This is a genomic window from Hyphomicrobium sp. CS1BSMeth3, assembly GCF_900117415.1.
Classification (GTDB): Bacteria; Pseudomonadota; Alphaproteobacteria; order Rhizobiales; family Hyphomicrobiaceae.
This window is the reverse complement of the sequence record NZ_FPEI01000004.1, coordinates 688,219-710,514: the sequence shown is the minus strand read 5'-3', so window position 1 is coordinate 710,514 and position 22,296 is coordinate 688,219. Positions and strand designations below refer to the sequence as shown.

The window sequence follows — 22,296 nt, the reverse complement described above, 5'->3', positions numbered from 1 at the left end:
TTCTAAAGCAACTTTGGACTTGAAATTCGCTCCCTGCCCGCGTCGAGGTGAGGCGAATTTCAAGTCCGTTGCTTTAGCCATCGAGCCATTCCTCATGCGCATGTGTGGTGATGCCCAGCAGTGATCAACTCTCCCGCCTCTTGTCGGGCCTAGCGGGGCTCGGCACGCGCCGCCTCGTGCTTCTCGGGCTGGTCGGCCTCTCCGTGATGGCGGCGGTGGCGACCGCGGCCATGTATCTTGGCCGACCTGCCATGCAGCCCATCTACACGGGCCTCTCGGCTCAGGATGTGACGCGCATCACGGGCGCGCTCTCCGAGGCCGGGATCACGTTCGACGTCAACGAGCAGCGCAGCGCCGTGATGGTGCCCTTCGGGCAGACCGCACGGGCGCGATCGCTGCTTGCGCAGAAGGGTCTGCCGAACAGCTCGCGCGCGGGCTACGAGCTGTTCGATCAGCTCGGCTCGATCGGCCTCACGTCCTTCATGCAGGAAGTGACGCGTGTGCGCGCGCTCGAAGGCGAGATCGCACGCACCATCCAGGCGCTCGACGGTGTGGCGGCAGCGCGCGTGCACCTTGTCCTCGCGGATCCGGGATCCTTCCGTCGCGAGCGTCGCGATCCCTCGGCCTCCGTGCTACTCAGGATCGGCGAGCGCTGGCAGAACTCATCAGCCCAGGCCGTGCGGCACATTGTTGCGGCTGCCGTTCCCGGCATGAAGGTCGAGCAGGTCAATGTCGCTGCAACGGACGGCCGCCTGCTCGCCTCCGGCGGTGACGAGTTGACGCTCGGCACAGCCAAGCACGCCGAGATGGAGCGGTCGATGGCGCTCGAGCTCGAGCAGCGCGCGAGCCGTACGCTCTCGGCCATTCTCGGGCCCGGCAACTACCAGGTCAGCGCGACCGTGCGCCTCGATGTGGATCGCCAGCAGACCAACGAGACGGTGTTCGATCCGAAGTCGCGCATCGAGCGCTCCGTCAGGACCGTGAAGCAATCCGGCCAGTCCGAGGACAGCGGCACCAAGCCGGCCGTCGGCGTGGTGGCCAACCTGCCCAAGGAGGAGAGCTCGCAGGCGGAAGGCGAGAAGCGCCGCCAGAAGGAGGATCGGCGCGAGGAGCTGGTCAACTACGAGCTCAACACCAAGACGACGCAGACCGTTCGCGAAGGCTATCGCGTGAAGCGTCAGGCGATCGCGGTCGTGATCAGCCGCAAGCACCTCGCCGAGTCGCTGGGTGGGGGCGCGACGCCCGAGGCACAGGAAGCGCGTCTCACGGAGCTGAAACGTCTCGTCTCGGCTGCGACCGGCGCCAGCGCCGAGCGCGAGGACCTTGTCGAGATCGCGGCCGTCGATTTCTCGGCTGGCGATGGGGCGCTCGCGCCCGTGCCCGGGCCGAGCATTCGCGACTATCTTCTCATGAATGCCGGCACGGCAATGAATGCGGCGGCCATGCTCGGCGTAGTCTTCCTCGTCGTGTGGTTCGGCCTGCGGCCGGTGACGCGCATACTCGGCGAGCCGCAGCCCGCAATTGCTCTCGAAGGAGCGGCGAGCCCTGCGCTCGCAAGCCAGGCCGGCGGTGCAACGGGAGCGCCGGCCATTGCCGGTCCACAAGGCGAGATCACGAGCCTCGTGGCGGCCCACTCGTATGAATCGGGCACCCCGCAACTGCCGCGGCGCAAGAACAATGCGGCGATGCGCGAGAAGCTCGAGGCGCTTGTCGAAGCTGATTCAGCCGAGGTCACGAAGGTGCTCAAGGGCTGGATGCAGAGCGCGAAGACCACATGATGGCCCGACCCATCCACCATTTCCTGAAGGAGTTCGGAAGCGCCGATACGCCGCCCTTCCAGCCGCCCATGCCGAAGCCTCCGGCAGCTCTCGCCGAAGCGCTGCCGGAGGCGCCGGCGCCCGACCTGACGGCACTGCGGATCCAGGAGGCCTATCAGCAGGGCCTCGCGGCAGGCCGTGCGCTCGAGCGCGAGGCTGCCGAGGCGCAGGCGGGCGAGCTCGCCGTCGATTTCGATCGGCGGCTCGACGAGACACGCGGCACTTTTTCTACGACGCTTGCCGATACGCTGGCGGCCGAGCTGCGCGCCGGCATCGAAGCGGCAAGCGCACGCATCTCGACGCACGCCGCGGCGGCGCTTGTTCCCTTCCTGCGTGATGGTCTCACGCGGGCGGCGATCGAAAGCTTCGTCAAGGAGCTCGGTGACATCATCGACACGACCGAGGGGCTGGTGATCGAGGTTTCATGCCCGAGGGAGATCGTCGATGACGTGCGCGAGCGCCTGGGGGAGGCGATGGCGCGGCGCGGCGCGCCGGCCGGCAGCGTGCGCTGCGTTCCTGGCGATACGCCCGACATTCGCGTCACGCTCAACGAGACAGTGATCGAGACGCGCCTTTCGGACTGGCTCGCGCGTCTTGAGGGAGTGCTGCGCTGATGTCACAGCCCACTGACGCCCCGGCAGAACCGATCCAGGTCATCGTCCGCCGTCGCCATGACGAGGACGAGGGCCACCACGGCGGCGTGTGGAAGATCGCCTATGCCGATTTCATGACGGCCATGATGGCGTTCTTCCTCGTCATGTGGCTGGTCAATGCCGCCAATACGGAGATGAAGTCGTCGGTCGCGAGCTACTTCAACCCGATCAAGCTTTCCGACACGGTGATCCGCAAGAAGGGCCTGCTCGACGTCGACGGCAAGGCCAATGCCGACGAGAAGGCGCAGGCGCGCGACAACAAGACGCCGGGCATGTCCGAGAGCAAGGTCAAGGACGGCAAGCGCATGCAGCCGGGCGATGCCGGCGATCTCGGAGTCGAGGATCAGCACGGCAAGGCCGCCGCACCCGAGCCGACCGATGAGCCACTGGGGCGCGATGGCCACGCAGTGAATGCGGGGCGCGCGAGCGAGGCAGGGCGCGCTTTCCGCGATCCATTCAACCCGTTCGCACCGGGACAGCTCATGTCCAAGGAAGGCGGCGACAAGGAGCTTGCACAGGGGCGCGTCGCCGGAATGCCGGCTGCGGGCGGGGAAAGAGCGCCGTCAACGGCAGCGCGCGCCGAGCGCGATGCGGCGCCGCCACCGGCTGATGCTGGAACTCAACCTGCCACGGGGCGCATGGCGGCAGCAGGTGATCGCCGACCTGGCCCGGATGATGATGCGCAGAAGGCGACGCGGCGCACGGGGCCTCAGGGCGAGGCTCAAGGCGGGCGTCTGGCCAAGGCAGACGGTGAGCAGGCGAGCAGCCAGCGTCCGGGACCAAGCGGGGAATCGCAGAGCCTGCGGCTACCGGGCCTCGCCGATGTCGCGCGCCAGATGACGCATGGGCCGGACGGGGCTGCGGAGAAAGCTGCTGATGCTGCGAAGGCGGATGCCGAGTCTCGTCCGTCCGCAGCACCAGGGCAGAAGCAGGCGGTGGCGGGGAAGCGACCCGATGCGCCGGCAGCGGCAGGCACGAAGACGCTGGAAACCGCAGCGGCCGAGGTGTTGCGCGACATCCAGCAGGCGGCGAAGCCGATCGCCGGTTCCGGCGGACCCGGCATCGAGGTCACGATCGAGGGCAATGGCATCGTGCTGAGCCTGACCGACACGAGCACGTTCGGCATGTTCGCGATCGGTTCGTCGGATCCGAGCCAGCAGACGATCGAGCTGATCGCGCGCATCGCGCCGGTGCTCGTCGCAAATAGCAAACGCATCGTCGTGCGCGGGCACACCGACAGCCGCGCCTACCGCACGGACCGCAACAACAACTGGCGTCTTTCCATGACGCGCGCGGAGGCTGCCTACGCAATGCTGGTGCGCTCCGGCGTGGATGAAGCGCGCTTCACGCGGATCGAGGGCTATGCCGACCGCAAGCTCAGGATCCCGAACGACTCGGAGGCCGCAGCCAACCGGCGCATCGAGATCCTGCTCCAGCAGGTGGATGAATGATGCGCGCCGCAATGCTCATGTGCTGGTTCCCACGGAGAGGCGCGCTGCCAGCGCTCCTCATTGCGGGACTTGCATCGAGCCTTGCGACGACATCGCTTGCCGCGCAGCCGATTGCCGCCGGTGGCACCGGCGAGCGAGTGCCCGTGGTCGATGTGGTGCGCCAGCCGTATCATGCCGTGCGCACGCTCAGCCTGCTGCAGGAGCGCGTCGCGCAGGGCGACGAGACCGCCTTTGCCATGCAAAAGGAGGTCGTTCAGGAGATTGCCGACGAGCTGAAGACGTTTCCGCCTTCCGTCTGGCGCGAGCCGCGCAATCGCCTGGCATTGATCAAGTACGCGCTGAGCGGCGGCGACCCCGAACGGCTCCGCGCCGTCCATGCGCAAAAGCTCTTCACGGATGCCGAGCGGCCGCTCGCAGAAGGCGCGCTCGCCTATGCCGAAGGGCAGCGCAATCTCGCGCTGCGGCTTCTCGAACGCGTCAACGTCTTCACGCTGCCGCCGAGCCTCGCGGGGCATGTCGCCCTGGTAAAGGCGCTCGTGCTCGCGAACTCGGATCTGGGGCGTGTTATCCGCCTCAGTGACGAGGCGCGGCTGCTGTCGCCGGGCACGCTCGTCGAGGAGACGGCGCTTCGCCTCGCCATGGAGGCGGCGATCGCGCAAAGCAATCGCGAGAAGTTCGAGGCGCTCGCCTCGCGCTATTTCCGGCGTTTCCCGCGTTCGCCCTATCTCGGCGTGGTGATCCGGCCGGTCGCGGTGGCGATGGTCGAGAACGACTACGCGGAGAAGCCCGAGGGAGCACGCTGGGTGCACAGCGTCGTGCACTATCTCGATCCCCAGAAGCTCGTGCAGTTCTACGCCGTTCTCGCGGAGATCGGGTTGCGCGATGCCAAGCTGGCGACGACGATCAATGCGACGCGTATGGCCCGGAAGTATGCGCGGGATGGCTCGCCCGAGTACGCCTGGACGCAGGCCTACGAAGGGGCAGCGCTCGTCATCGGCCTTGCGCCCGAGGAAGGCCTCGCTCTTTTGAATGCCGCCGAGGCCTCGGGCGTTCCAGAAACGGTGGGCGAGCTCATTGCCGGGGCACGTGCGATTTCGCATCTCATCCGCTCGCCGCCGCCGTCATTGCCGGTAGCCGCGGCCGAGAAACCGGCTGCCGCGCCAACGCCGCAAAAAGCGCGGGCGGACGCTGCCGGATCGCCTACGCCTGCGCCGGCCGACCAGTATCCGGCGGCAGTCAAGATTCAAGCTCGTATTGCCCAGATCGACCAGATGCTTAAGGACATTGAGCAATGAGCCTGCTGCTCCCCTCGGCCCCGGCCGGGACCCATGGCCCGACAGGTGCGGGCGATGGGCACCACGCCCGGCGCGAGATGCCCGATGGTGATTTTGCTGCGGCCCTGGCCGAGACTGCCGGCGACAGCGGTGACGAGGCTAAGGGGCAGGACGCCCGAGCGGAGACCGCCGACGATGCGGCTCGTCTCCTGCGCGCAGTGCGCCGTCTCGCGGCGCGAGGCGCGCGCGAGCCTCACAATGGCGAAGCGGCGATGCCGCGCGCCGGCGCGAATCAGGAAGTGGCTGCAGAGCCTCGCACCAAAGGCGTGCGCCGATCCGAGGACAAGGCGCCGACAAAGGCAGAGGCGGCCGACTTGGCCGAGGATCTTGCTGTCGCGAACCGGCCCGAACCAGTGGTGTCGGGGGATGCGGCCCGCGAAGTTCTTGCCGTGCTCGGCGTGGACATGGCGGCCCGGCCGGAGCGGATGGTGGCGGGGTCGGAGTTCGGCGCTTCCCTGCGGCTGGTTGCGGGTATGCGTGGCATCGACATGGATGCGCACCGCGCGGGGGGCGCGCGCGAACCTGATCTCGGCGACGAGAGCGAAGCGGAAATCCTCACGGTTCGCGTGGTGCAGCAGGAGAGACATTTCAAGCCGGCCGGCGTCGAGATGCAGCGCTGGCAGGGCGCGCAGAGTGCTGCCGAAGGCGCGCAAGGCACGGCGATGCCCGCCGCGGATCCGAAGCTCGTCCAGCCCGAGGCCGCGGCGCGTGATCGGGTGGCCATCGCGGCGGCTCAGGCGCGTGCTGCCGAGCCGGCGGTACAGGTTGCCCAACCGACGTCGGCGACCGGCGAAGTTATGCCGGGCACGGTCGGCGTCCAGATTGCCGATCGCGTGCAGGAGGCCTTGGGCAAGCCCTCCGAGACGGCTGCGTCCTCGCCGCCTGCTGGCGCGGTCCACGATACGGAATCGCGTCAGGTCTTCGCGCCGGCGATCCGTATCCTCAAGCTGCAGCTCAATCCGGCGTCGCTTGGCACCGTGACGATCGTGCTCTCGGGGAACGACGATGGGCTGCGCATCGAGCTTGCGGCAGAGCTTGCCGATACGGTGACCAAGGTCGACAACGACCGTGGCGCGCTCGCCGCGCGGCTGAATGGGGCCGGATACTCCGTGACGGAGATCTCCGTCGCGCGACTCGGAGGGCAGGGCACGGACAGCGATGCGCGGGATCAGGGGGCTCGCCAGGGGAGCACGCAAGAGCAGTTCGCCGGGAATGCCTCACGTGAGGGAGGCGGGCAGTTCGGCGGCCAGCACGCCGGTCGGGGCGGTCACCAGTCCAGTGCCGATGTGCCCGCCGGGGCATCGGGAAGTGCGGCCGCCGCGCCCGTCGTCGCCGGAGTTTCGTACGCGGGACGTTTCCGCCCCGTCTGAGATCGCGCGAATCTGTTTATGGTGCGAACCTGCCAGAGGTGGCGGGGCGCATCTACCTGTCAGTCAGCCGTAAGGTCGGTGTGGCAGGAATGCACATCAAGCGAAAGCCCACCGGCTGGCATTGGTCAGGTACGGGATGAACGCCAAGAACATGAGCAAGACGCTGCCGGTGCTGCGCGACGAGAACGCGCCCCTGACGGCTGTCGACAAAGTGACGGCGCTGCTCCTCACCATGAGCAAGCCGTCTGCCGACGTCATCATCAAGAAGTTCGACAACCAGGAAATTCGTCTCGTCGGTCATTCGGTCTCGGCGCTGCCGCCCGTTTCCGATGATGTCATCGAAAAGATCATCGACGAGCTGTATGAGGCGCTGGAGGAGTCGGAGGGGCTGGTCGGCTCGGCGAGCGGGGTCCAGCAGCTTTTCTCGGGCGTGGTCAGCGACGACCAGATTTCCGAGATCATGGCCGAGGTCTCCGGCAATGCCTCGGAGCTCGTCTGGGGCAAGCTGGCCGACGTGAGGGACGATCGCATTGCTGCATTCCTTGCCGGAGAACAGCCCCAGGTTGCGACCGTCATTCTCTCGCGCCTCGATTCGAGCAAGGCCGCGAGCGTGATGGAGAAGCTGAGCGGCGAGCAGCGTGCGGAGCTGAGCCGGCGCCTGCTGACGCTGAGGCCGATCACGGACGCGGCCATGCAACTCGTTGCCGAGCGTCTGCGCCAGGCCCTCTTTGCCGAGGAGGAAACGGGGAGCGAGGAAAACAAGCACGCCAAGCTCGCCGCGATCCTCAACAAGCTCGAGCGTCACCAGATCGACGAGATCCTGACGAGCATCAGTGAGGTCGATCCGCTCGAGGCGGAGCGCGTCAAGGACTATGTCTTCACGTTCGACGACATTGTCGGAATGGATACCGAGGATCGCGCGCGGCTCATGGACGACGTGCCTGCGGAGCGGGTCGTGATGGCGCTGCGCGATGCCGATCCGGCCCTCGTCGATCTCATTCTTCAGACTCTTTCGCCGCGTTCGCGGCGCATCGTCGAGGCCGAGCTTGCGACGGACACCCGCGTCGCGCCGCAAGCGATCAGCGAGGCGCGGCGCTGGATCGCCGTTCTCGCACTGAGCATGGCAGAGCGGTCGCTGATCAAATTGAGGCCGGAGGGTGTGGCGCCGGGCGCGTAAGGCCCGTGCGAGCAGGATGGCAGGATGGACACGGCGGACGAAGATCAGCTCAAGCGGATGGAGATCACCGAGATCTTCCACAGTACGATCGCGCCGATCGTCGAGCTGCCGATGCTGCGCGCGTTGCTGGAGGCCAGCGTCCAGGACTGCTCGGCGGCGCTTCGCGAGGCGTTCGGGCTCCGCGTCGAGGCCGTGCTCGAGCGGACCGTGCAGCAGGGGGCGTACGAGGCCCTGGGGCCGTGCTCGGGAATGATCGGGACCGTCTATTCCATTGCCGAGTGGAATGCGCGCGCCGTCGTGGCGTTCGACGCCATGCTGCTCTTTCGCGCGCTCGATACCATGTACGGCGGTGACGGACGGAACCTCGGCGAGGTGCCGGCGCGAGGCCTGAGCGCGCTGGAGCAATCGATCGCCGATCAGATCGCACGCGTCGTGGTCGGCCAGATCCAGGCGCGGCTTGCGCCCTACGTGGCCTTCGGCTGCGATCTCGAGCGCGTCGAGCGCGCGTTCGATGCCGAGCCCTTCGGCAAGGAAAAGTCGGAGCTGGTGCTCGTGCAGCTTCTTCTCGAAGCTTTCGACGAGCGAATCGTTGTTGCACTTCCGGCACGTGGGCTCGAGCTCGTGCGCGACCAGATCAGCGCGCCGGTGGAAGAAGCGCCAGTCGAGCTCGATCCGAACTGGGGCCGCAATCTCGCACAGAGCATCGGCCGGACCGAAGTCGAGCTCGTCGCTGTCGCGGTGGGGCCGTCCATGTCCCTTGGCGATGTCGCTGCATTACGCCCTGGATCGCTTGTCGAATTCGATGCCGACCAGCTCGAGCACGTGCGCATCGAGAGCGACGGCGAGGCGATCTTCGAAGGCCAGCTCGGCCAGCAGAAGGGTTACTTCAGCATCTGCCTCGAGACGCCGGTCGTGCCGGGCGCCGACGAGGCCCATGTGCCGCCGGTGCGCCGCCGCGCGTAGGCGCCTGATCAAGGCTGGCGCAAGCTACTTCCGCTTCTTTGTGTCTTCTGGTGCGACCATCGCATGGAGGGGCACGTGAATTCTACGCTGATCGTCTTCACTGTTGGAACAGCCGCGAGCTTCTTGCCGCTCTATTGGCTCGCGATCCGGTTCTCCGCGCGCTGGAACCAGCCTGCGGCCGCGGCGGTCAAGGCCCGCGCAGAGCCGCCGGGAAGGCGCGAGTTCCTCGATCTTCTGCGTCGCGAGGCCGCGAGCCGCGCTGTCGCCGTGCTTCATGAGGCGCTGGCCGAAGCGCGCCTGACGGCCGATTACCGTGGTCTTGGTGATGGCGGACTGAGCGCAGAGACGCGCAAGAGCCTCGATGAAACGGGCCGGCTCGTCGATTCGCTCTTCGCGCGCGAACTCAGGGAAAAGTTCCGGCAGGGCTCCGAGGCTCTGGCTTTCGCCTCATCGAGCACGCTCGGCTCGGCGAGCGTTTCCTGCACCTCGGCGATCACGGCATTCGAACGTGCACTCAGCGGCGATAGCGAGCGCGCGCCTGTCTCGCGCCGCCGCGCGGGCTGGTTGGGCGGCCTTCTGACCAAGGGGCGTGCGCTCACGAGCGTGGGTGATGCTCGCGCGGCCGCCTGAGCACAATAGATATTCCCCTGTGTGGTGCGCCAGGCAGAGTGGGTGCGGGCCCGACACCCGTCGAGATCAAGCGCACCGATTGCCGTGAGAAAGGCCCCGCGAAATTACTCTATAGTTTATTCTATATACTCCTGAGTGCCGTTGCCCTTGCGGCGCAGTGATACGAGAACGGACGGCCCCCCATTTGTAAACCTGTTAATTCACGTTAATAAATTCTTGGGGCAAGAAATTGATTCGTCAGGGGGCAGCTAAATGATCGTCATCGTCGACGACCGTAATCTCGTGACCGAAGCGTTTCGGTCATCTTTCGATCGGGAAGGAATTCCGGCGGCTGGTTTTTCCGGGGGCGATTTCGAGGGATGGGTCGAAGCGGCCGCCAATGAAGACGTTATGGCGATCAATGCCTTTCTGATCGGCCAATGCAGCCGGCCCGATATCCTGGCGCGGGTCATCAAACGCCGGACCGCTGCCGCCATCATCGCCATGAAGGATCACAAGACGCTCGCGAGCACGCTCGAGCTTTTCGCGGTCGGCGTCGACGATGTGATCTCCAAGCCCTGCCACGTGCGGGAGATCCTGGCGCGGATCGAGGCGATCTCGCGCCGCTCGGGCATCGAGCGCGCCCCGCAGGACGAGACGGCGATCCGCATCTTTCGCGATGGCCGGGATCCGCTGGTCTGCGGCGAGGCCCTGCCGCTGCCGCGCAGGGAATTGAGAATTCTCGAGTTTCTCGTCGCCAACCAGTCGCGGCGGGTGACCAAGTCGCAGATCTTCAACTCGGTCTACGGCCTCTTCGACCAGGAGATCGACGAGAACGTGATCGAGAGCCACATCTCCAAGCTGCGCCGGCGCCTGCGTGGCCGGCTCGGCTATGACCCGATCGACTCCAAGCGCCATCTCGGATACCGCCTCGTCGGGACCTCGAGGTCGGATGCCGAGGGGGCAATGAGCGAGCTTGCGGCGGCGGTCTGACGGTCCGACAGCCTGGCGCAAGGTGTGCGGCCGTATTCTAAGCTGCGAAATCCGATCCGTCTGGGGGCTATCTCATGAGTGTTTATGGGCTGATGCGCACAGGCGCATCGGGAATGAATGCGCAGTCCAATCGGCTGGGCACGATCGCCGACAATATCGCGAATGCTTCGACGGTCGGTTATAAGCGGGCGAGTACGCAATTCTCCTCGCTTTTGCTGAACGATACCACCACGTCATATAATTCGGGCGGCGTGGAAACGGACGTCCGCTACGGTATCTCCCAGCAGGGGGTTCTGGCGCCGTCGACATCGCCCTTCGATATGGCAATTCGCGGTGCCGGTTTCATGATCGTTTCGGCGCCGGACGGAAGTCTGGCGCTCACCCGCGCGGGTGCCTTCGTCCCGGATGGCGAGGGGCGCCTGATCAATTCGGCCGGCTATACCCTCATGGGCTATCCGCTCCCGGAGAACGCCTCAGGGCCTCCGGTCATCAACGGCACGGCGGGGCTCGTTCCGGTGAATGTGACGGCCGGCGGCATGCGGGCGACGCCGACGACCATCGGAAGCATCATCGCCAACCTTCCCGCTATGGCGGACGACGTGCTCCCGGCGAACTTGCCGTCGACCAACGCCGCGGGTGCCGTCTCGACGGCGCGCTCATCCGTCCTCGTCATCGGCAATCTTGGCGAGGAAATCATGCTCGACGTCCACTTCGCCAAGTTGTCGACGGGCGACTGGGAGATGACCGTTTACGACGCGGCTGGTCGCGGCCCGACCGGTGGCTTCCCCTATGCGGGCGCGGCGCTGGCGACCACGACGCTGCAGTTCGATGGTGTTGGCCAGCTCGATCCGAGCAGCGCGCAGTCGCTCTCCGTGCCGATTCCTGGCGGCGCGACCATGGTGATGGATCTTGCGTCCATGACGCAGACCGCCGGCGACTACTCGGTGGATCTGATCAATACCAATGGCAACGCGCCGAGCCGGGTTCAGAGCATCGAGATCGATACGGACGGCAGGCTCTACGAGGTCTACGAGAACGGCTCGCGCTTTGCGACCTATCTCATTCCGCTGGCCACGGTCGCTAGCCCCGACCGTCTCACGCCCAAGGCGGGAAATATCTTCCTGCCGTCGAACAACTCCGGCGATCTCCGCGTGGGCATTGCCGGGAGCGCAGGGTTTGGCGACATACGCTCCGGCGCGCTTGAAAGCTCGACGGTCGATCTCGCCACCGAGCTTGCCGACATGATCGAGGCGCAGCGCAATTACACGGCGAACTCGCGCGTCTTCCAGACGGGCTCGGAGCTCATGGAATTGGTGGTCAACTTGAAGCGGTAGGCCTGGTTGGGTCTAGTGTGATGATCGAGAAATTCGCCAGATCTCGCGGCGCTGTGCCGAGCGAATTCCTCGATCTGAATCACGCTGGCAAATCTATGTTTCTAGTGTCCTTTTTTATGCCGAAGTTCGCTCGGGACGCCAGCATCGAGGTCAAGCGAACTTCGGCATCGGGACACTAGCCGGGTCGGGGGAGGTCGATGTCACTTACGCTCGCTCATGAGATTGCCCGCGGTGGGCTGCTCGCCAATGCCACGCAGTCCTCTCTGGTTTCGCGTAACATCTCCAACGTCGACAACCCAAACGCCGCTCGTAAGTACGCGCACACCATCAGCTCGGAAATCGGTGTCCGCCTCGGCACGATCAGCAATGCCGTATCGACGCGGCTACTCGAGAGCGTGCTCAGCAGCTCCGCCAAGCATAGCGAGCTGTCGAGCATGTCCGCCGCGCTCGAGCGGCTGGGCGCCGTGGTCAACGATCCGGAGCTCGGCGTCAGCCCGGCAGCAATGCTGACGGAGATGCAGAAGGCGCTCTATGCCGCGGCTGCCGATCCGAGCAACGAATCCCTCCTGCGCAACGTCGTTTCCGCCGCAAACAACGTCGCCTACACGTTGCAGGATGCGGCGAAGCTCGTCGCGCAGGTGCGCAAGGAAGCCAACACCGATCTTGCTGAGGCGACGCGTCAGCTCGGATCGCTCCTCAAGGATTTCGAGGACACCAATAACGCGATCGTATCCGGCACGGTTATCGGCCGGGACGTGACCGATCAGATCGATCGGCGCAACATGCTGCTGCGCGAGATCTCGGGCCTTATCGACATTCACCCGACCACGCGCAGCAACAACGACATGGTCCTGTTCACCGCGAACGGGACGACCCTGTTCGAGACGGTGCCGCGGGCGATCACGTTCGACAATGCGCCGCTCTCGCCCGGTCAGCCGGGTGGCCTGTTGACGATCGACGGCGTGCCCTACTCGGGCGCTGCGGCGACGCGTATCGGCGGGAAGATCGGCGGCCTCCTGCAAATTCGTGACGACGTCTCGATCTCCTTCGGCCGCCAGATCGACGAGATCGCGCGCGGCCTGATCACGGCCTTCGCTGAGAGCGATCAGTCGGGTACGCCGACGCTGCCGAGCATCGCGGGCCTCTTCACGTGGGCCGGTGGTCCGACGCTGCCGCCCGGCGGCACGGTTCTGGACGGCATCGCCATGTCGATCCAGGTCAATCCGAATGCCGACCCGTCACAGGGCGGCGTCCTGGCGCGCATCCGTGACGGCGGCATCGGCGATCCGAGCGAGCCCGATTATGTGTACAACGCCGGTGGTGGCGCGGGTTTCAGCCAGAGGCTGCGTGATCTCGCGGCTGCGATGTCGGAGACGCAGGCATTCGATCCGGCGACGGGTCTCAGCAGCTCGAAGAGCCTGCTCGCGCTCGCTACCGAAAGTGGCGGCTGGATCGAGGCCCGCCGCAGCAACACGAGTGAACGCCTGGCCGACCGCGAGGTGCTCGGCGAGCGTGCGCTCAATGCCTGGCAGGGCCAGGTCGGCATCAGCCTCGACGAGGAGATGACCAGCCTGATGGCGATCGAGCGCTCCTATCAGGCGACGGCTCGGCTCATATCGACCGTCGATCAGATGTTCCAGTCCATCCTAAGAGCCACGGGAGCGCTGTAGCGCATGAAAGCCGATACCATCTCGACGCTCGTTTCTCGCGAGATCCTGCGCACGGCCAATGCGAGAAATCAGGCCAATCTCGCTGATACCCTCAAGGAATTCAGCAGCGGTCGCCTCGCCGACGTTGGCAAGACTCTCGGCGGCCGGGTGGGCGGCGTGCTCGACATGCGCCATATCGTCGGCGATCTCGAGGGGCTCACGAGCACGAATGCGGTCGTCGAGCAGCGCATGAAGTTCCTGCAATCGGCGTTTGGTGCGATGCGCGATCTGGGGCAGACCTTCAGTGAGTCGACGCTCGGCATCTACAAAGCGGGCGGCGATCGCGGCCTTCTCGTCGCCGATGCGAAGTCGCGTATGGAAACGCTCTCGGATGTCCTTAGAACCAGCTCGAACGGCGTTTATGCATTTTCGGGCCTCAACATCTCGGTCCCGCCGGTCGACGACTATCTGAGCGAGCCGCCGAGTCCTGCGCGTACGGCGGTGATCTCGACGTTCACGGCCGCATTCGGCTTCCCGCCGGACGATCCTCAGGCCGTGACGATTACGCCGGCTCAGATGACGGCTTATATGGATGGGCCGTTCGCGGCGCTCTTCGAGGAGCCGCAGTGGAGCGCGAACTTCTCCCACGCGACCGACGAGGTGATGCGCGACCGCATCTCTCAGCACGAGGAGATCAACACCTCGTCGACGGCGAACGACCGCGGCATTCGCCAGCTCTACTTCGCGCTGACGCTCGCGATCGATGGGGGCACCGAGAATCTGAACGCCGAGACGTTCAGTGTGTTGGCCGCGCGAATCGCAAACACGTCGAGCGAAGGCGGCTACAGTGTCGTCGCCACGCAGGCGCGCGTGGGCGTCGCTCAGGAACGCCTTGCGCAAGCAAACGAGCGTATTGCCATCGAGAAGCAGGCGCTCGAGGGCCGCATCGGTAAGTTGGAGGGGGTCGACCCCTTCGAAGTGGCGGACCGGCTCAGCGCGCTGACGGCGCGGATCGAGGCGTCCTACAAGATCACGGCGCGGATGCAGCAGCTCACGCTGCTCAACTACCTGTGAGGCGGGGCACGGGACGCTCGTGTGATGATCGAGGAATTCGCCGCATCCCGGCGAACTTCGGAATCATAAGGCACGCTAGTGCGGCACGGAGAAGGTAATGCAGCGCATACAGTACGGCGATCTCCTCGAGGATGACCAGCAGGCGGCGCGCGAACGCGAGCGCGTCGCGCTCGACCAGTCCATCCTGCTCCTGGAGCAGGCCGTTACGCCAGGCGCGCCGGTGTCGGCGTCGGCCGAGGCCATCGCCTTCACCAGTAAGCTCTGGGGTGTGCTGGTCGAGGACCTCGCGAGCCCGGAGAACGGTCTTCCCAAGGCGCTGAAAGCGCAGCTCGTGTCGATCGGCATCTGGATCCTGCGCGAGCTCGAGTCGGCGCGCACCGACGACGCGAAGGGCTTTGAGGACGTGATCGTCGTTTCCAAAGCAATCCGGGATGGGCTCACGTGACAGGGCACCTCAAGGTCCACCTGAAGCCGAATGAGCGCGTCTATATCAACGGCGGCGTGATCAGGGTCGACCGCAAGGTGACCCTCGAGCTGATGAACGAGGTCGTCTTTCTGCTCGAGGGGCATATCCTGCAGGAGGAGCAGGCGACGACGCCGCTGCGGCAGCTCTATTTCATCGTGCAGACGATGCTCATGGAGCCGAAGAGCGAGCGGATCGCGCGGCAAATGTATGAGCAGTCGCATCAGGCGCTCCTCATGACGTTCAAGAATCAGGACGTGCTGGACGGCCTCGTCGAGGTCAAGGCGCTCATGGAGCGCGGGCGCACGTTCGAGACTCTGCGGAAGATCAGAGCGCTCTTCCCGCTCGAGGATGAAATTCTCAAATCACGCGACCGCGGCGCAGCGAAGTTGCTTGCAGAGCCGGTGAAGAAATCGGTCGCCTAGTGCGCGCGTCTAACAGAGGTTGAGGCTGACATGGACGTCGCGAGTATCCTGAATACGACCAAGACGACGCAGACGACGCCCGAGACGCAGTCGGCGACTGCAGCGCCGACGCTCGACTACAACGCCTTTCTCCATCTGCTGATCGCGCAAATGCGCAATCAGGACCCGATGGAGCCGATGAAGTCGAGCGACTATGTCGCGCAGCTTGCGACCTTCTCTCAGGTCGAGAAGACCATTCAGACCAACGAGCGCATTGCCTCGCTGCTGAACACGAGCAATCTGCAGCTTGCGGAAAACCTCGTCGGCAAGATGGTCATCTCCGACGAGAACAAGACCGGCGGCGTCGTCGTTGCGGCCAAGGTCCTGTCCAATGGCGTGATGGTCCTCCTCGACAACGGTCAGGAGTTCATGGTCGGCCCCGGCCTCATCATCGGCGAGAAGGCAACGCCGCCCCCGGCCGATACCGGCGGCGACAGCAGCGGTGGCGACGAGACCCCCGCGTGAACGAAGCTGATGCCATGGAGCTGGTCCAGGCTGCAATCTGGACCGTGATCATGGTTGCGGGCCCGTGCGTGCTTGCCGCCATGGTCGTCGGCATCACCATCGCGTTGCTGCAGGCCCTGACGCAGGTGCAGGAAATTACGCTCACGTTCGTGCCGAAGATCATGGCGATCTTCCTCGTCGCGATGTTTTCCGCCCACTTCATGGGCGCGAATGTCTTTGCCTTCGCGCAGATGACCTTTTTGCACGTCGAGAAGGGATTCTGAGGCCGCGGCGTGCGCCGCGCGCCGTTGGTCAGCTCCCCATCAGCATAGCTTGCGAGGATGAGCGCACGGAGCCGTGCGCTCGCTGCGATTCCGCGCGGCCATTGCATTCAGTCGAGGGGGTTCAGGGTGTCGCAAACGACCAGTGGAGGTCTGCCGCTCAATCGGCTGGCGGGACTGACGGACATGGGTTTTGCGGCCGGGATCGTGCTGATCCTGGCGGTGCTGTTCCTGCCGCTGCCGCCCCTGCTGATCGATGCGGGCCTCGCCTTCTCGATCGCGGCCGCGGTGCTGATCCTCATGGTGGCACTGTGGGTGAAGCGGCCGCTCGAGTTCTCGTCCTTCCCGACGATCCTGCTCATCGTGACGATGCTGCGGCTCGCCTTCAACGTGGCGACGACGCGAATCATCCTGACCGAGGGCGCCAACGGCGAGCATTCCGCCGGCTACGTCATTGCCGGCTTCTCGAAGCTCGTCATGGGCGGCGACTTCGTCATCGGCGTAGTCGTCTTCGTCATCCTCCTGACCGTGAACTTCATCGTTATCACCAAGGGCGCCTCGCGCATCGCCGAGGTCGGCGCGCGATTTGCCCTCGATGGTATTCCCGGCAAGCAGATGGCGATCGATGCCGACCTTTCCGCAGGTCTCATCGACGAGCGTGAGGCGCAGCACCGCCGTCGCGAGCTCGACGAGGAAAGCTCGTTCTTCGGTGCCATGGACGGTGCCTCGAAGTTCGTGCGCGGCGACGCGATCGCAGGTCTCATCATCACCGCCGTCAACGTCTTCGGCGGTATCCTGATCGCGGCCTTCCGGCATGGAATGCCGATTGCCGAAGCCGCCGATGTGTTCACGAAGCTCTCGGTCGGCGACGGTCTCGTCACGCAGATCCCGGCGCTCATCATCTCGCTCGCGGCAGGCCTCGTGGTCGCCAAGGGCGGCACGCACGGCTCGGTCGAGAAGACGGTCGTCGGGCAGGTCGGCAACCATCCCAAGGCGCTGCTGATGACCGCGGTGGCCATGGGCCTGCTCGCGCTCGGTCCTGGCCTGCCGCTTCTCCCCTTTGCCATCCTCGGTGGTATCGCAGCGATCGCCGGCTACGCCATTCCGCGACGATGGGCCCAGGAGAAGCTCGCTGAGGACGCCAAGGTCCGCGAGGCGACGCAGGTGGCCGAGGAAGAGGCACGCCACTCGATCAAGGGCGCGCTCAAGGTCAGCGAGATCGAGATCGTTTTCGGCCAGCGCCTTTCGGCGGAGTTCATCCGCAAGCACGAGGAGCTCGCGCAACGCGTGGCCAAGCTCCGGCGCAAATTCGCCAAGCAGTACGGTTTCGTCGTGCCCGAGATCAATCTCTCGGATGACTTCTCGCTGCCGGCGCGCGGCTACCAGATCCGTATTCACGGGGCGACGGTCGGCAGTCACGAGCTGCCGATCGGCGATGTCCTCGTCATCGTCGGCGATGGTCCGAAGCCGACGATTTCGGGCGTCGACACCGTCGAGCCGGCGTTCGGGCTCAAGGCGATCTGGATCCCCGAGGCCTACGCGAAGGAGGTGAAGCGCGAGGGCTTCGCGACCGTCGATATCATGACGGTGCTGCTCACGCACTTGAGCGAGGCGGTCCGCAACAACCTCGCCCAGCTCTTCTCCTATCGCGATATGCAGGCGCTGATCGACGGCTTGCCGCCGGAGTACAAGCGGCTCCTCGACGAGATCCGGCCGGCGCACATTTCCTTTTCCGGCATCCAGGCCGTCCTCAAGATGCTGCTTGCCGAGCGCGTTTCCATTCGTAACGTGCAGCTCATTCTCGAGGCGATCGCGGAGATCGCGCCACACACACGGCGCTCGGAGCAGGTTGCGGAGCATGTCCGCCAGCGCATGGCACAGCAGATCTGCGGCGATCTCGCCAAGGATGGCACGCTCGCGGTATTGCGCCTAGGCAGCCGGTGGGATCTCGCTTTCCACGAGAGCCTGAAGCGCGACCAGCGTGGAGAGGTTATCGAGTTCGACATCGATCCGCGATTGATCGAGGACTTCAGCAAGGATGCCTCGCGCGTGATCTCCAGCCACACCGAGAAGGGCGAGCAGTTCGTCCTCGTGACCTCGGTCGAAGCGCGACCCTTCGTGCGCATGGTCATCGAACGGCTCTTCCCGACGCTGCCGGTGCTGTCGCACGCCGAGATCGCGCGGGGAATTCAAGTGAAGGCGCTCGGCAGCATTGCGGGATAATGCTCGAACTGGATGAGTTCGCCACGGGGGTCATCCTCATCCTCTGCCGGATCGGGACGACGCTCATGCTGTCGCCTGGTTTTGGAACGGCGCGCGTGCCGGCGCGCGTCCGCCTCTACCTGGCGCTCGCCCTATCACTGGCGGCGGCACCGAGCGTGCTCGACGGGGGGACGCTGAAAACTGCGCAAGGCGGCCTGCTGCTCGGCTTTGTCATGGCGGAGTGCATTGTCGGTGCCGTGATCGGTCTTGTGGTCCGCATCTACATCGCGGCACTCGAATTCATGATGAGCGCGGTCTCGAACTACATCGGCTTGAACGGTCTTTCCGGCGGCGTCGAGCACGACGAGCCGGCGCCGACACTCGCGACGATGATCACGCTTTCAGCAACGCTGCTGATCCTGCTCCTGGATTTCCACCATGTCCTGATCAAGACCGTGCTCGATTCGTACGGGCGTATTCCGCTCGGCGTGATGGCGGAGCCGGAGTTCGGGCTGCGGCTGCTGGCTCAGACGCTCAATGTTTCCTTCACGATGAGCCTTCAGGTGACCGGGCCGTTCATCGTCTATGCCATCCTCGTGAACGTGCTGTTCGGCATCCTCGGCAAGCTCATTCCGCAGGTGCCGTCGTACTTCGTCTCGATCCCCTTCCTGCTCATGGGTGGCCTGTTCTTCCTCTATCTCATGGTGCCGGAGATGCTGCAGATCTACTTCGATGCTTTCAATACAACTCTGACCAATCTCTGAGGCCCAGGCCATGAAGCGGCGCAGGATTGCTCGTCTCAAGCGGCTGGTTCGCCTCACCGAGCATCTCTACGAGAAGGAAGTGCGCGCCGCCGAGGAGCTGAAGCGCGCGCGCGACGATGCGGCGAAGGCTGCGGCGGTGACGCGGGCGTACCTCGATCACGACAACCTCGTTGGCACGGTCTTCCCCGAACTCGTCAGCGCTCGTGCGGTAAAGCTCGAACGGCGCGCCGGCGAGCTCGGCGTCGAGGTCGAGCACCAGATCGAGGCCGTGGCGGCGGCACGGGGGCGCGTGAAGGGCCTCACGAACAAGCTCGACCGGGAAGTTGCCGAGGAAGTTCAGGCCCAGGATGCCGTTCAGCTCGAGAATGCCATTGATCAGTTCGTGCGCAGCCGGCTCGCAAGCCTGAAATAAGGTCGCCGGGCCACTATCGGACAGAGGAGAAATGCGGGCCTCTGTCCGATGGACGGATCCGCCACATGCAGACGGCTCCACGGCATGGGAATAGACCTGCAGGGAATTGCGCGGCTCGCCGGCATCGCCGATGTCGGGGCAACGCGCGCCACCACGCCGGCCGGCGCGGCAGACTTCGTCACGACCGTGAAGCGCAGCGGCGAGATCGGATCTTTCGAGACCGTGATCCAGAAAGCTGCCGAGCAGGCCCAGGCCGCCAAGGGACCGGACACGGTTCCGGGCGCGGAAGCCTTCAAGGCCAAGGGCGCCGAAAAGGCGCGCAAATCGTTCGAGGCTTTCGCGTTGCAGGTCTTCATCGGCTCGATGCTGCCGAAGGAGAACAGCAAGATGTTCGGCACGGGATCGGCGGGCAAGCTCTGGCAATCGCTCATGGCCGAGAAGCTGGCCGAGCACATTGCAGCAAGCGGCCGCCTGAGGCTGCTGCCGGACGAGACCAAGACAGCGGCAGCGCCGCAGACGGCTGCCGATAGCAACAAGACAGAACCGAGCGGAGAGACAGGCTGATGCACGCCCGCGAACAGCAGAGAACGATGCGCCCACCGACAGCCGATCCCGGCGCGCTCGAAAGTGCCCGCCTCATGGAAGCGATCCTGCATCTCGCTGATCTGATCAGCGAGGTCGTGCAGGAGGAAAAGGCGCTGATCGCCCGACCCGAGGGCGGGGATTTCAGCGCGCTTGTGGCGCGAAAGAGCCATCTCGCACTCGAGCTCGGCAAGCTCATGCAGGTGGCCGAGGGCAAAATCCCGACCGAGCGCGTGCGCCAGCGGCTCGCGACGCTGTCGGCGGAACTTGCCGCCAATGAGCGCCTCCTGCGCCGGCACATGGATGCGGTCTACGAGATCTCCTCGCTGATCGGCGAGGCCATCGAGCAGTCGACCGCCGACGGCACCTACTCGAGCCAGATCGCCCGCCGGGGATCGCAGCCATGATCCGAATGCTGCTCCTCGGCCTCGTCGTCGTGATTGCCACGCTCGGGGGCAGCTACGCGGCCATGCAAATTCCCCAAGGCGCGCAGACAGCCAAGGAAGATCCCAGCGAAAAAACCGAGATCGTGAAGATCGATCCCATCTCGGTGCCTGTCGTCCGTGGCGGCAAGATCCAGGGCTACGTGATCGGCCGCTATGCCTTCTCTGCGCCCGCGAGCGAAGTGAGGAAGGACAAGGACACGCTGATCCTGTTCGTCAGCGAGGCCATCTTCATGTCGGTCTACAACGAGGAGGATCTCGACTTCGCTGCGCTGAAGATCGTCGAGGTCGACAAGCTGATCGAGCGGATCCTCACCAAGGTGAATGCGCGGATCGCGCGCCCCATGATCTCGCAGATCTATGTCGAGAGCTTGAACTTCCTGGCCCACGACGCCGTGCGCTGCCAGCAGACGAAATAGTATCCGGCCCGAAGGAAACCGGAAGATGAGCATTTCACTGAAAGGCCCGCACGCACTGTCCTTCGACGCGCTTCAGCGCGTGCTGCCGAAGGGGCGGACGGGCATATTTGCGCTCGGCTACGTGGATAGCGATGGGCGTTTTCGGGTGCAGAGCGTCGGTCGCGACGACTATGACGTGCGCGCGCGCCTGAGCGAGCTGATCGGCTCAAGCACCATGTTCAAGTTTGCAGTCATGCCGGGGTCGCGCGAGGCCTTCGAGGAGGAGTGCGCGCTCTTTCACCAGCTCAGGCCGCCGTCCACCATCATTCATCCGGTCCGGCCGCGCGGGACGAACTGGCAGTGCCCCCACTGTCTTCAACTCTCTCTTTGAGGAACGACAGCATGTCGCTGAGCCCTCGGTGGTAGCCGAGGTGCCAGTATGCCTGCTCGGGCGAGTGCGGCTCGAGATGGCGCTGATCGGAAAGCGCATATGGCGCCTCCTCCTCGAGCCAGGTGCCGAGTTGGGCAATGCGCTGAAGTATGCGCTCGTATTTCTGTTCGTCCATCATGCGGGCCATAGTGCCGGCCCGCGGCTTAGAAACCGCTAAGTTTGCGGTAATTGTCATTCCATGGTTAGCCGGGAGTTAATCCTGCACAGCTCAGGTCGCGGTCGTGCGATCCTGGCGCTCGGAGCGCGTCTCGCCGGACTTGAGCGGATCGGCGAGCGCTGAGCGCATCTGCAGATCGAAGAGCAGCGTGACGAGGAGCGAGAGCTGGGCCGAGCGCGCCTCGGGGCTCTCGCCTGTCGCGGCCGTCCCATCGCGCTCGGTCACTGCGGCCTGGGTCCGGTAGGTCGCCTCGGTCTGGGGAATGTCGAGCCGCGTGGCCATGAAGGTGGCCGTGGGGGCCGGCGAGGCCTGCGGCGACACTTGGGCGGTTGTGGCTGCTGCCGGACTGACCGGCCCGCCTGATGGCGCGCCGCCGCCGCCGATCCAGTCGAGCTCGGCGAGGCGCCGGCGGAGCAGGCCCGGAAGAACCTCGCCGCCTGCCTTCGTGTACTGAAGGAAGCGCTCCTTGACGCCTTCGATGTCCTGATTGCGCACCGCCTCGCCGAGGCCGCTCGATATCCAGCGGCTTCCGGCATTGAAGGTCAGCGAGGTGAGGGCGGCCTTGGTCCCCTCGTCCCAGCCGGCAGCGTGCTTCTCAACGATGCTCCGCGCGGCGGCGATCTCGGCGGCGAACCGCTTCTCGGCCTCCTCCGGCGTAATGGCCTCGCCCGGATAGAGGGCCTTGGTCCCATAGCCGTTGCTGAACTGGGCATAGTCCCACTGGGCTTTGGGGGTGAAGCCCTCAAAGGACTTGATGGCATCGAGATAGCTGTGATGCATGTCGGCGCGTCGGCATCCCTTCTTGCCGGCA

At 65.2% G+C, this 22,296-nt stretch carries 24 protein-coding genes; 23 read left to right on the top strand and 1 reads right to left on the bottom strand.

The features are described from left to right. Nucleotides 1-110: 110 nt before the first annotated feature. The 23 genes from fliF (at nt 111) to CS1BSM3_RS07470 (ending at nt 21,268) form a co-directional block, all read left to right on the top strand. Complete coding sequence (fliF, locus tag CS1BSM3_RS07580) at nt 111-1,778, top strand: flagellar basal-body MS-ring/collar protein FliF (protein ID WP_072386393.1); 1,668 nt, start codon at nt 111-113, stop codon at nt 1,776-1,778. Beyond that, nucleotides 1,775-2,431: a FliH/SctL family protein gene (locus CS1BSM3_RS07575; protein WP_072386392.1), complete on the top strand. Its 657-nt coding sequence runs from the start codon at nt 1,775-1,777 to the stop codon at nt 2,429-2,431. The genes fliF and CS1BSM3_RS07575 overlap by 4 nt, the downstream gene beginning before the upstream one ends. Next, on the top strand, nt 2,431-3,921 hold the full coding sequence (locus CS1BSM3_RS07570) for a flagellar motor protein MotB (RefSeq protein WP_072386391.1): 1,491 nt from the start codon (nt 2,431-2,433) through the stop codon (nt 3,919-3,921). The genes CS1BSM3_RS07575 and CS1BSM3_RS07570 overlap by 1 nt, the downstream gene beginning before the upstream one ends. Next, nucleotides 3,918-5,216 (top strand): hypothetical protein, encoded by a 1,299-nt coding sequence (locus CS1BSM3_RS07565; RefSeq protein ID WP_072386390.1) that lies wholly within the window; start codon nt 3,918-3,920, stop codon nt 5,214-5,216. The genes CS1BSM3_RS07570 and CS1BSM3_RS07565 overlap by 4 nt, the downstream gene beginning before the upstream one ends. Continuing rightward, nucleotides 5,213-6,625 (top strand): flagellar hook-length control protein FliK, encoded by a 1,413-nt coding sequence (locus CS1BSM3_RS07560; protein WP_072386389.1) that lies wholly within the window; start codon nt 5,213-5,215, stop codon nt 6,623-6,625. The genes CS1BSM3_RS07565 and CS1BSM3_RS07560 overlap by 4 nt, the downstream gene beginning before the upstream one ends. Nucleotides 6,626-6,776: 151 nt before the next feature. Further along, nucleotides 6,777-7,802 (top strand): FliG C-terminal domain-containing protein, encoded by a 1,026-nt coding sequence (locus CS1BSM3_RS07555; RefSeq protein ID WP_174263646.1) that lies wholly within the window; start codon nt 6,777-6,779, stop codon nt 7,800-7,802. A 24-nt stretch (nt 7,803-7,826) separates the two neighbouring features. Next, the gene (locus CS1BSM3_RS07550; RefSeq protein ID WP_072386387.1) at nt 7,827-8,765 is read left to right on the top strand and encodes a FliM/FliN family flagellar motor switch protein; all 939 of its coding nucleotides are present in this window, start codon (nt 7,827-7,829) and stop codon (nt 8,763-8,765) included. 75 nt (nt 8,766-8,840) lie between these two features. Then, on the top strand, nt 8,841-9,395 hold the full coding sequence (locus CS1BSM3_RS07545; RefSeq protein ID WP_072386386.1) for a hypothetical protein: 555 nt from the start codon (nt 8,841-8,843) through the stop codon (nt 9,393-9,395). A gap of 252 nt (nt 9,396-9,647) precedes the next feature. Beyond that, the gene (locus CS1BSM3_RS07540; protein WP_072386385.1) at nt 9,648-10,367 is read left to right on the top strand and encodes a response regulator transcription factor; all 720 of its coding nucleotides are present in this window, start codon (nt 9,648-9,650) and stop codon (nt 10,365-10,367) included. Between the two features lie 74 nt (nt 10,368-10,441). Then, complete coding sequence (locus tag CS1BSM3_RS07535; RefSeq protein ID WP_072386384.1) at nt 10,442-11,701, top strand: flagellar hook protein FlgE; 1,260 nt, start codon at nt 10,442-10,444, stop codon at nt 11,699-11,701. A 197-nt stretch (nt 11,702-11,898) separates the two neighbouring features. Further along, nucleotides 11,899-13,371, top strand: a complete 1,473-nt coding sequence (gene flgK, locus CS1BSM3_RS07530) for a flagellar hook-associated protein FlgK (protein WP_072386383.1) — start codon at nt 11,899-11,901, stop codon at nt 13,369-13,371. A 3-nt stretch (nt 13,372-13,374) separates the two neighbouring features. Beyond that, a complete protein-coding gene (locus CS1BSM3_RS07525; RefSeq protein WP_072386382.1) occupies nt 13,375-14,424 on the top strand; it encodes a flagellar hook-associated family protein in 1,050 nt (349 codons plus the stop codon). 97 nt (nt 14,425-14,521) lie between these two features. Then, entirely contained in the window at nt 14,522-14,869 is a 348-nt protein-coding gene (gene flaF / locus CS1BSM3_RS07520; protein WP_072386381.1) for a flagellar biosynthesis regulator FlaF, read from the top strand. Next, the gene (gene flbT, locus CS1BSM3_RS07515; RefSeq protein ID WP_072386380.1) at nt 14,866-15,312 is read left to right on the top strand and encodes a flagellar biosynthesis repressor FlbT; all 447 of its coding nucleotides are present in this window, start codon (nt 14,866-14,868) and stop codon (nt 15,310-15,312) included. The genes flaF and flbT overlap by 4 nt, the downstream gene beginning before the upstream one ends. A 30-nt stretch (nt 15,313-15,342) precedes the next feature. Continuing rightward, entirely contained in the window at nt 15,343-15,816 is a 474-nt protein-coding gene (flgD, locus tag CS1BSM3_RS07510) for a flagellar hook assembly protein FlgD (RefSeq protein WP_072386379.1), read from the top strand. Further along, nucleotides 15,813-16,079, top strand: a complete 267-nt coding sequence (locus CS1BSM3_RS07505; RefSeq protein ID WP_072386378.1) for a flagellar biosynthetic protein FliQ — start codon at nt 15,813-15,815, stop codon at nt 16,077-16,079. Before flgD ends, CS1BSM3_RS07505 begins: the two co-directional genes overlap by 4 nt. A gap of 183 nt (nt 16,080-16,262) precedes the next feature. After that, a complete protein-coding gene (flhA, locus tag CS1BSM3_RS07500; RefSeq protein WP_072386377.1) occupies nt 16,263-18,299 on the top strand; it encodes a flagellar biosynthesis protein FlhA in 2,037 nt (678 codons plus the stop codon). Continuing rightward, nucleotides 18,299-19,042 (top strand): flagellar biosynthetic protein FliR, encoded by a 744-nt coding sequence (locus CS1BSM3_RS07495; protein WP_072386376.1) that lies wholly within the window; start codon nt 18,299-18,301, stop codon nt 19,040-19,042. Before flhA ends, CS1BSM3_RS07495 begins: the two co-directional genes overlap by 1 nt. A gap of 10 nt (nt 19,043-19,052) precedes the next feature. Continuing rightward, nucleotides 19,053-19,454, top strand: a complete 402-nt coding sequence (locus CS1BSM3_RS07490) for a hypothetical protein (RefSeq protein WP_072386375.1) — start codon at nt 19,053-19,055, stop codon at nt 19,452-19,454. Between the two features lie 84 nt (nt 19,455-19,538). After that, nucleotides 19,539-20,018 (top strand): hypothetical protein, encoded by a 480-nt coding sequence (locus CS1BSM3_RS07485; RefSeq protein ID WP_072386374.1) that lies wholly within the window; start codon nt 19,539-19,541, stop codon nt 20,016-20,018. 26 nt (nt 20,019-20,044) lie between these two features. Then, the gene (locus CS1BSM3_RS07480) at nt 20,045-20,443 is read left to right on the top strand and encodes a hypothetical protein (RefSeq protein WP_143149102.1); all 399 of its coding nucleotides are present in this window, start codon (nt 20,045-20,047) and stop codon (nt 20,441-20,443) included. Beyond that, a complete protein-coding gene (locus CS1BSM3_RS07475; RefSeq protein WP_072386372.1) occupies nt 20,440-20,898 on the top strand; it encodes a hypothetical protein in 459 nt (152 codons plus the stop codon). The genes CS1BSM3_RS07480 and CS1BSM3_RS07475 overlap by 4 nt, the downstream gene beginning before the upstream one ends. A 25-nt stretch (nt 20,899-20,923) precedes the next feature. Next, a complete protein-coding gene (locus CS1BSM3_RS07470) occupies nt 20,924-21,268 on the top strand; it encodes a hypothetical protein (protein WP_072386371.1) in 345 nt (114 codons plus the stop codon). A gap of 268 nt (nt 21,269-21,536) precedes the next feature. Here the strand turns inward: CS1BSM3_RS07470 and CS1BSM3_RS07465 are convergent, their stop codons facing one another. Then, entirely contained in the window at nt 21,537-22,265 is a 729-nt protein-coding gene (locus tag CS1BSM3_RS07465; protein WP_072386370.1) for a lysozyme, read from the bottom strand. Nucleotides 22,266-22,296 lie beyond the last annotated feature (31 nt).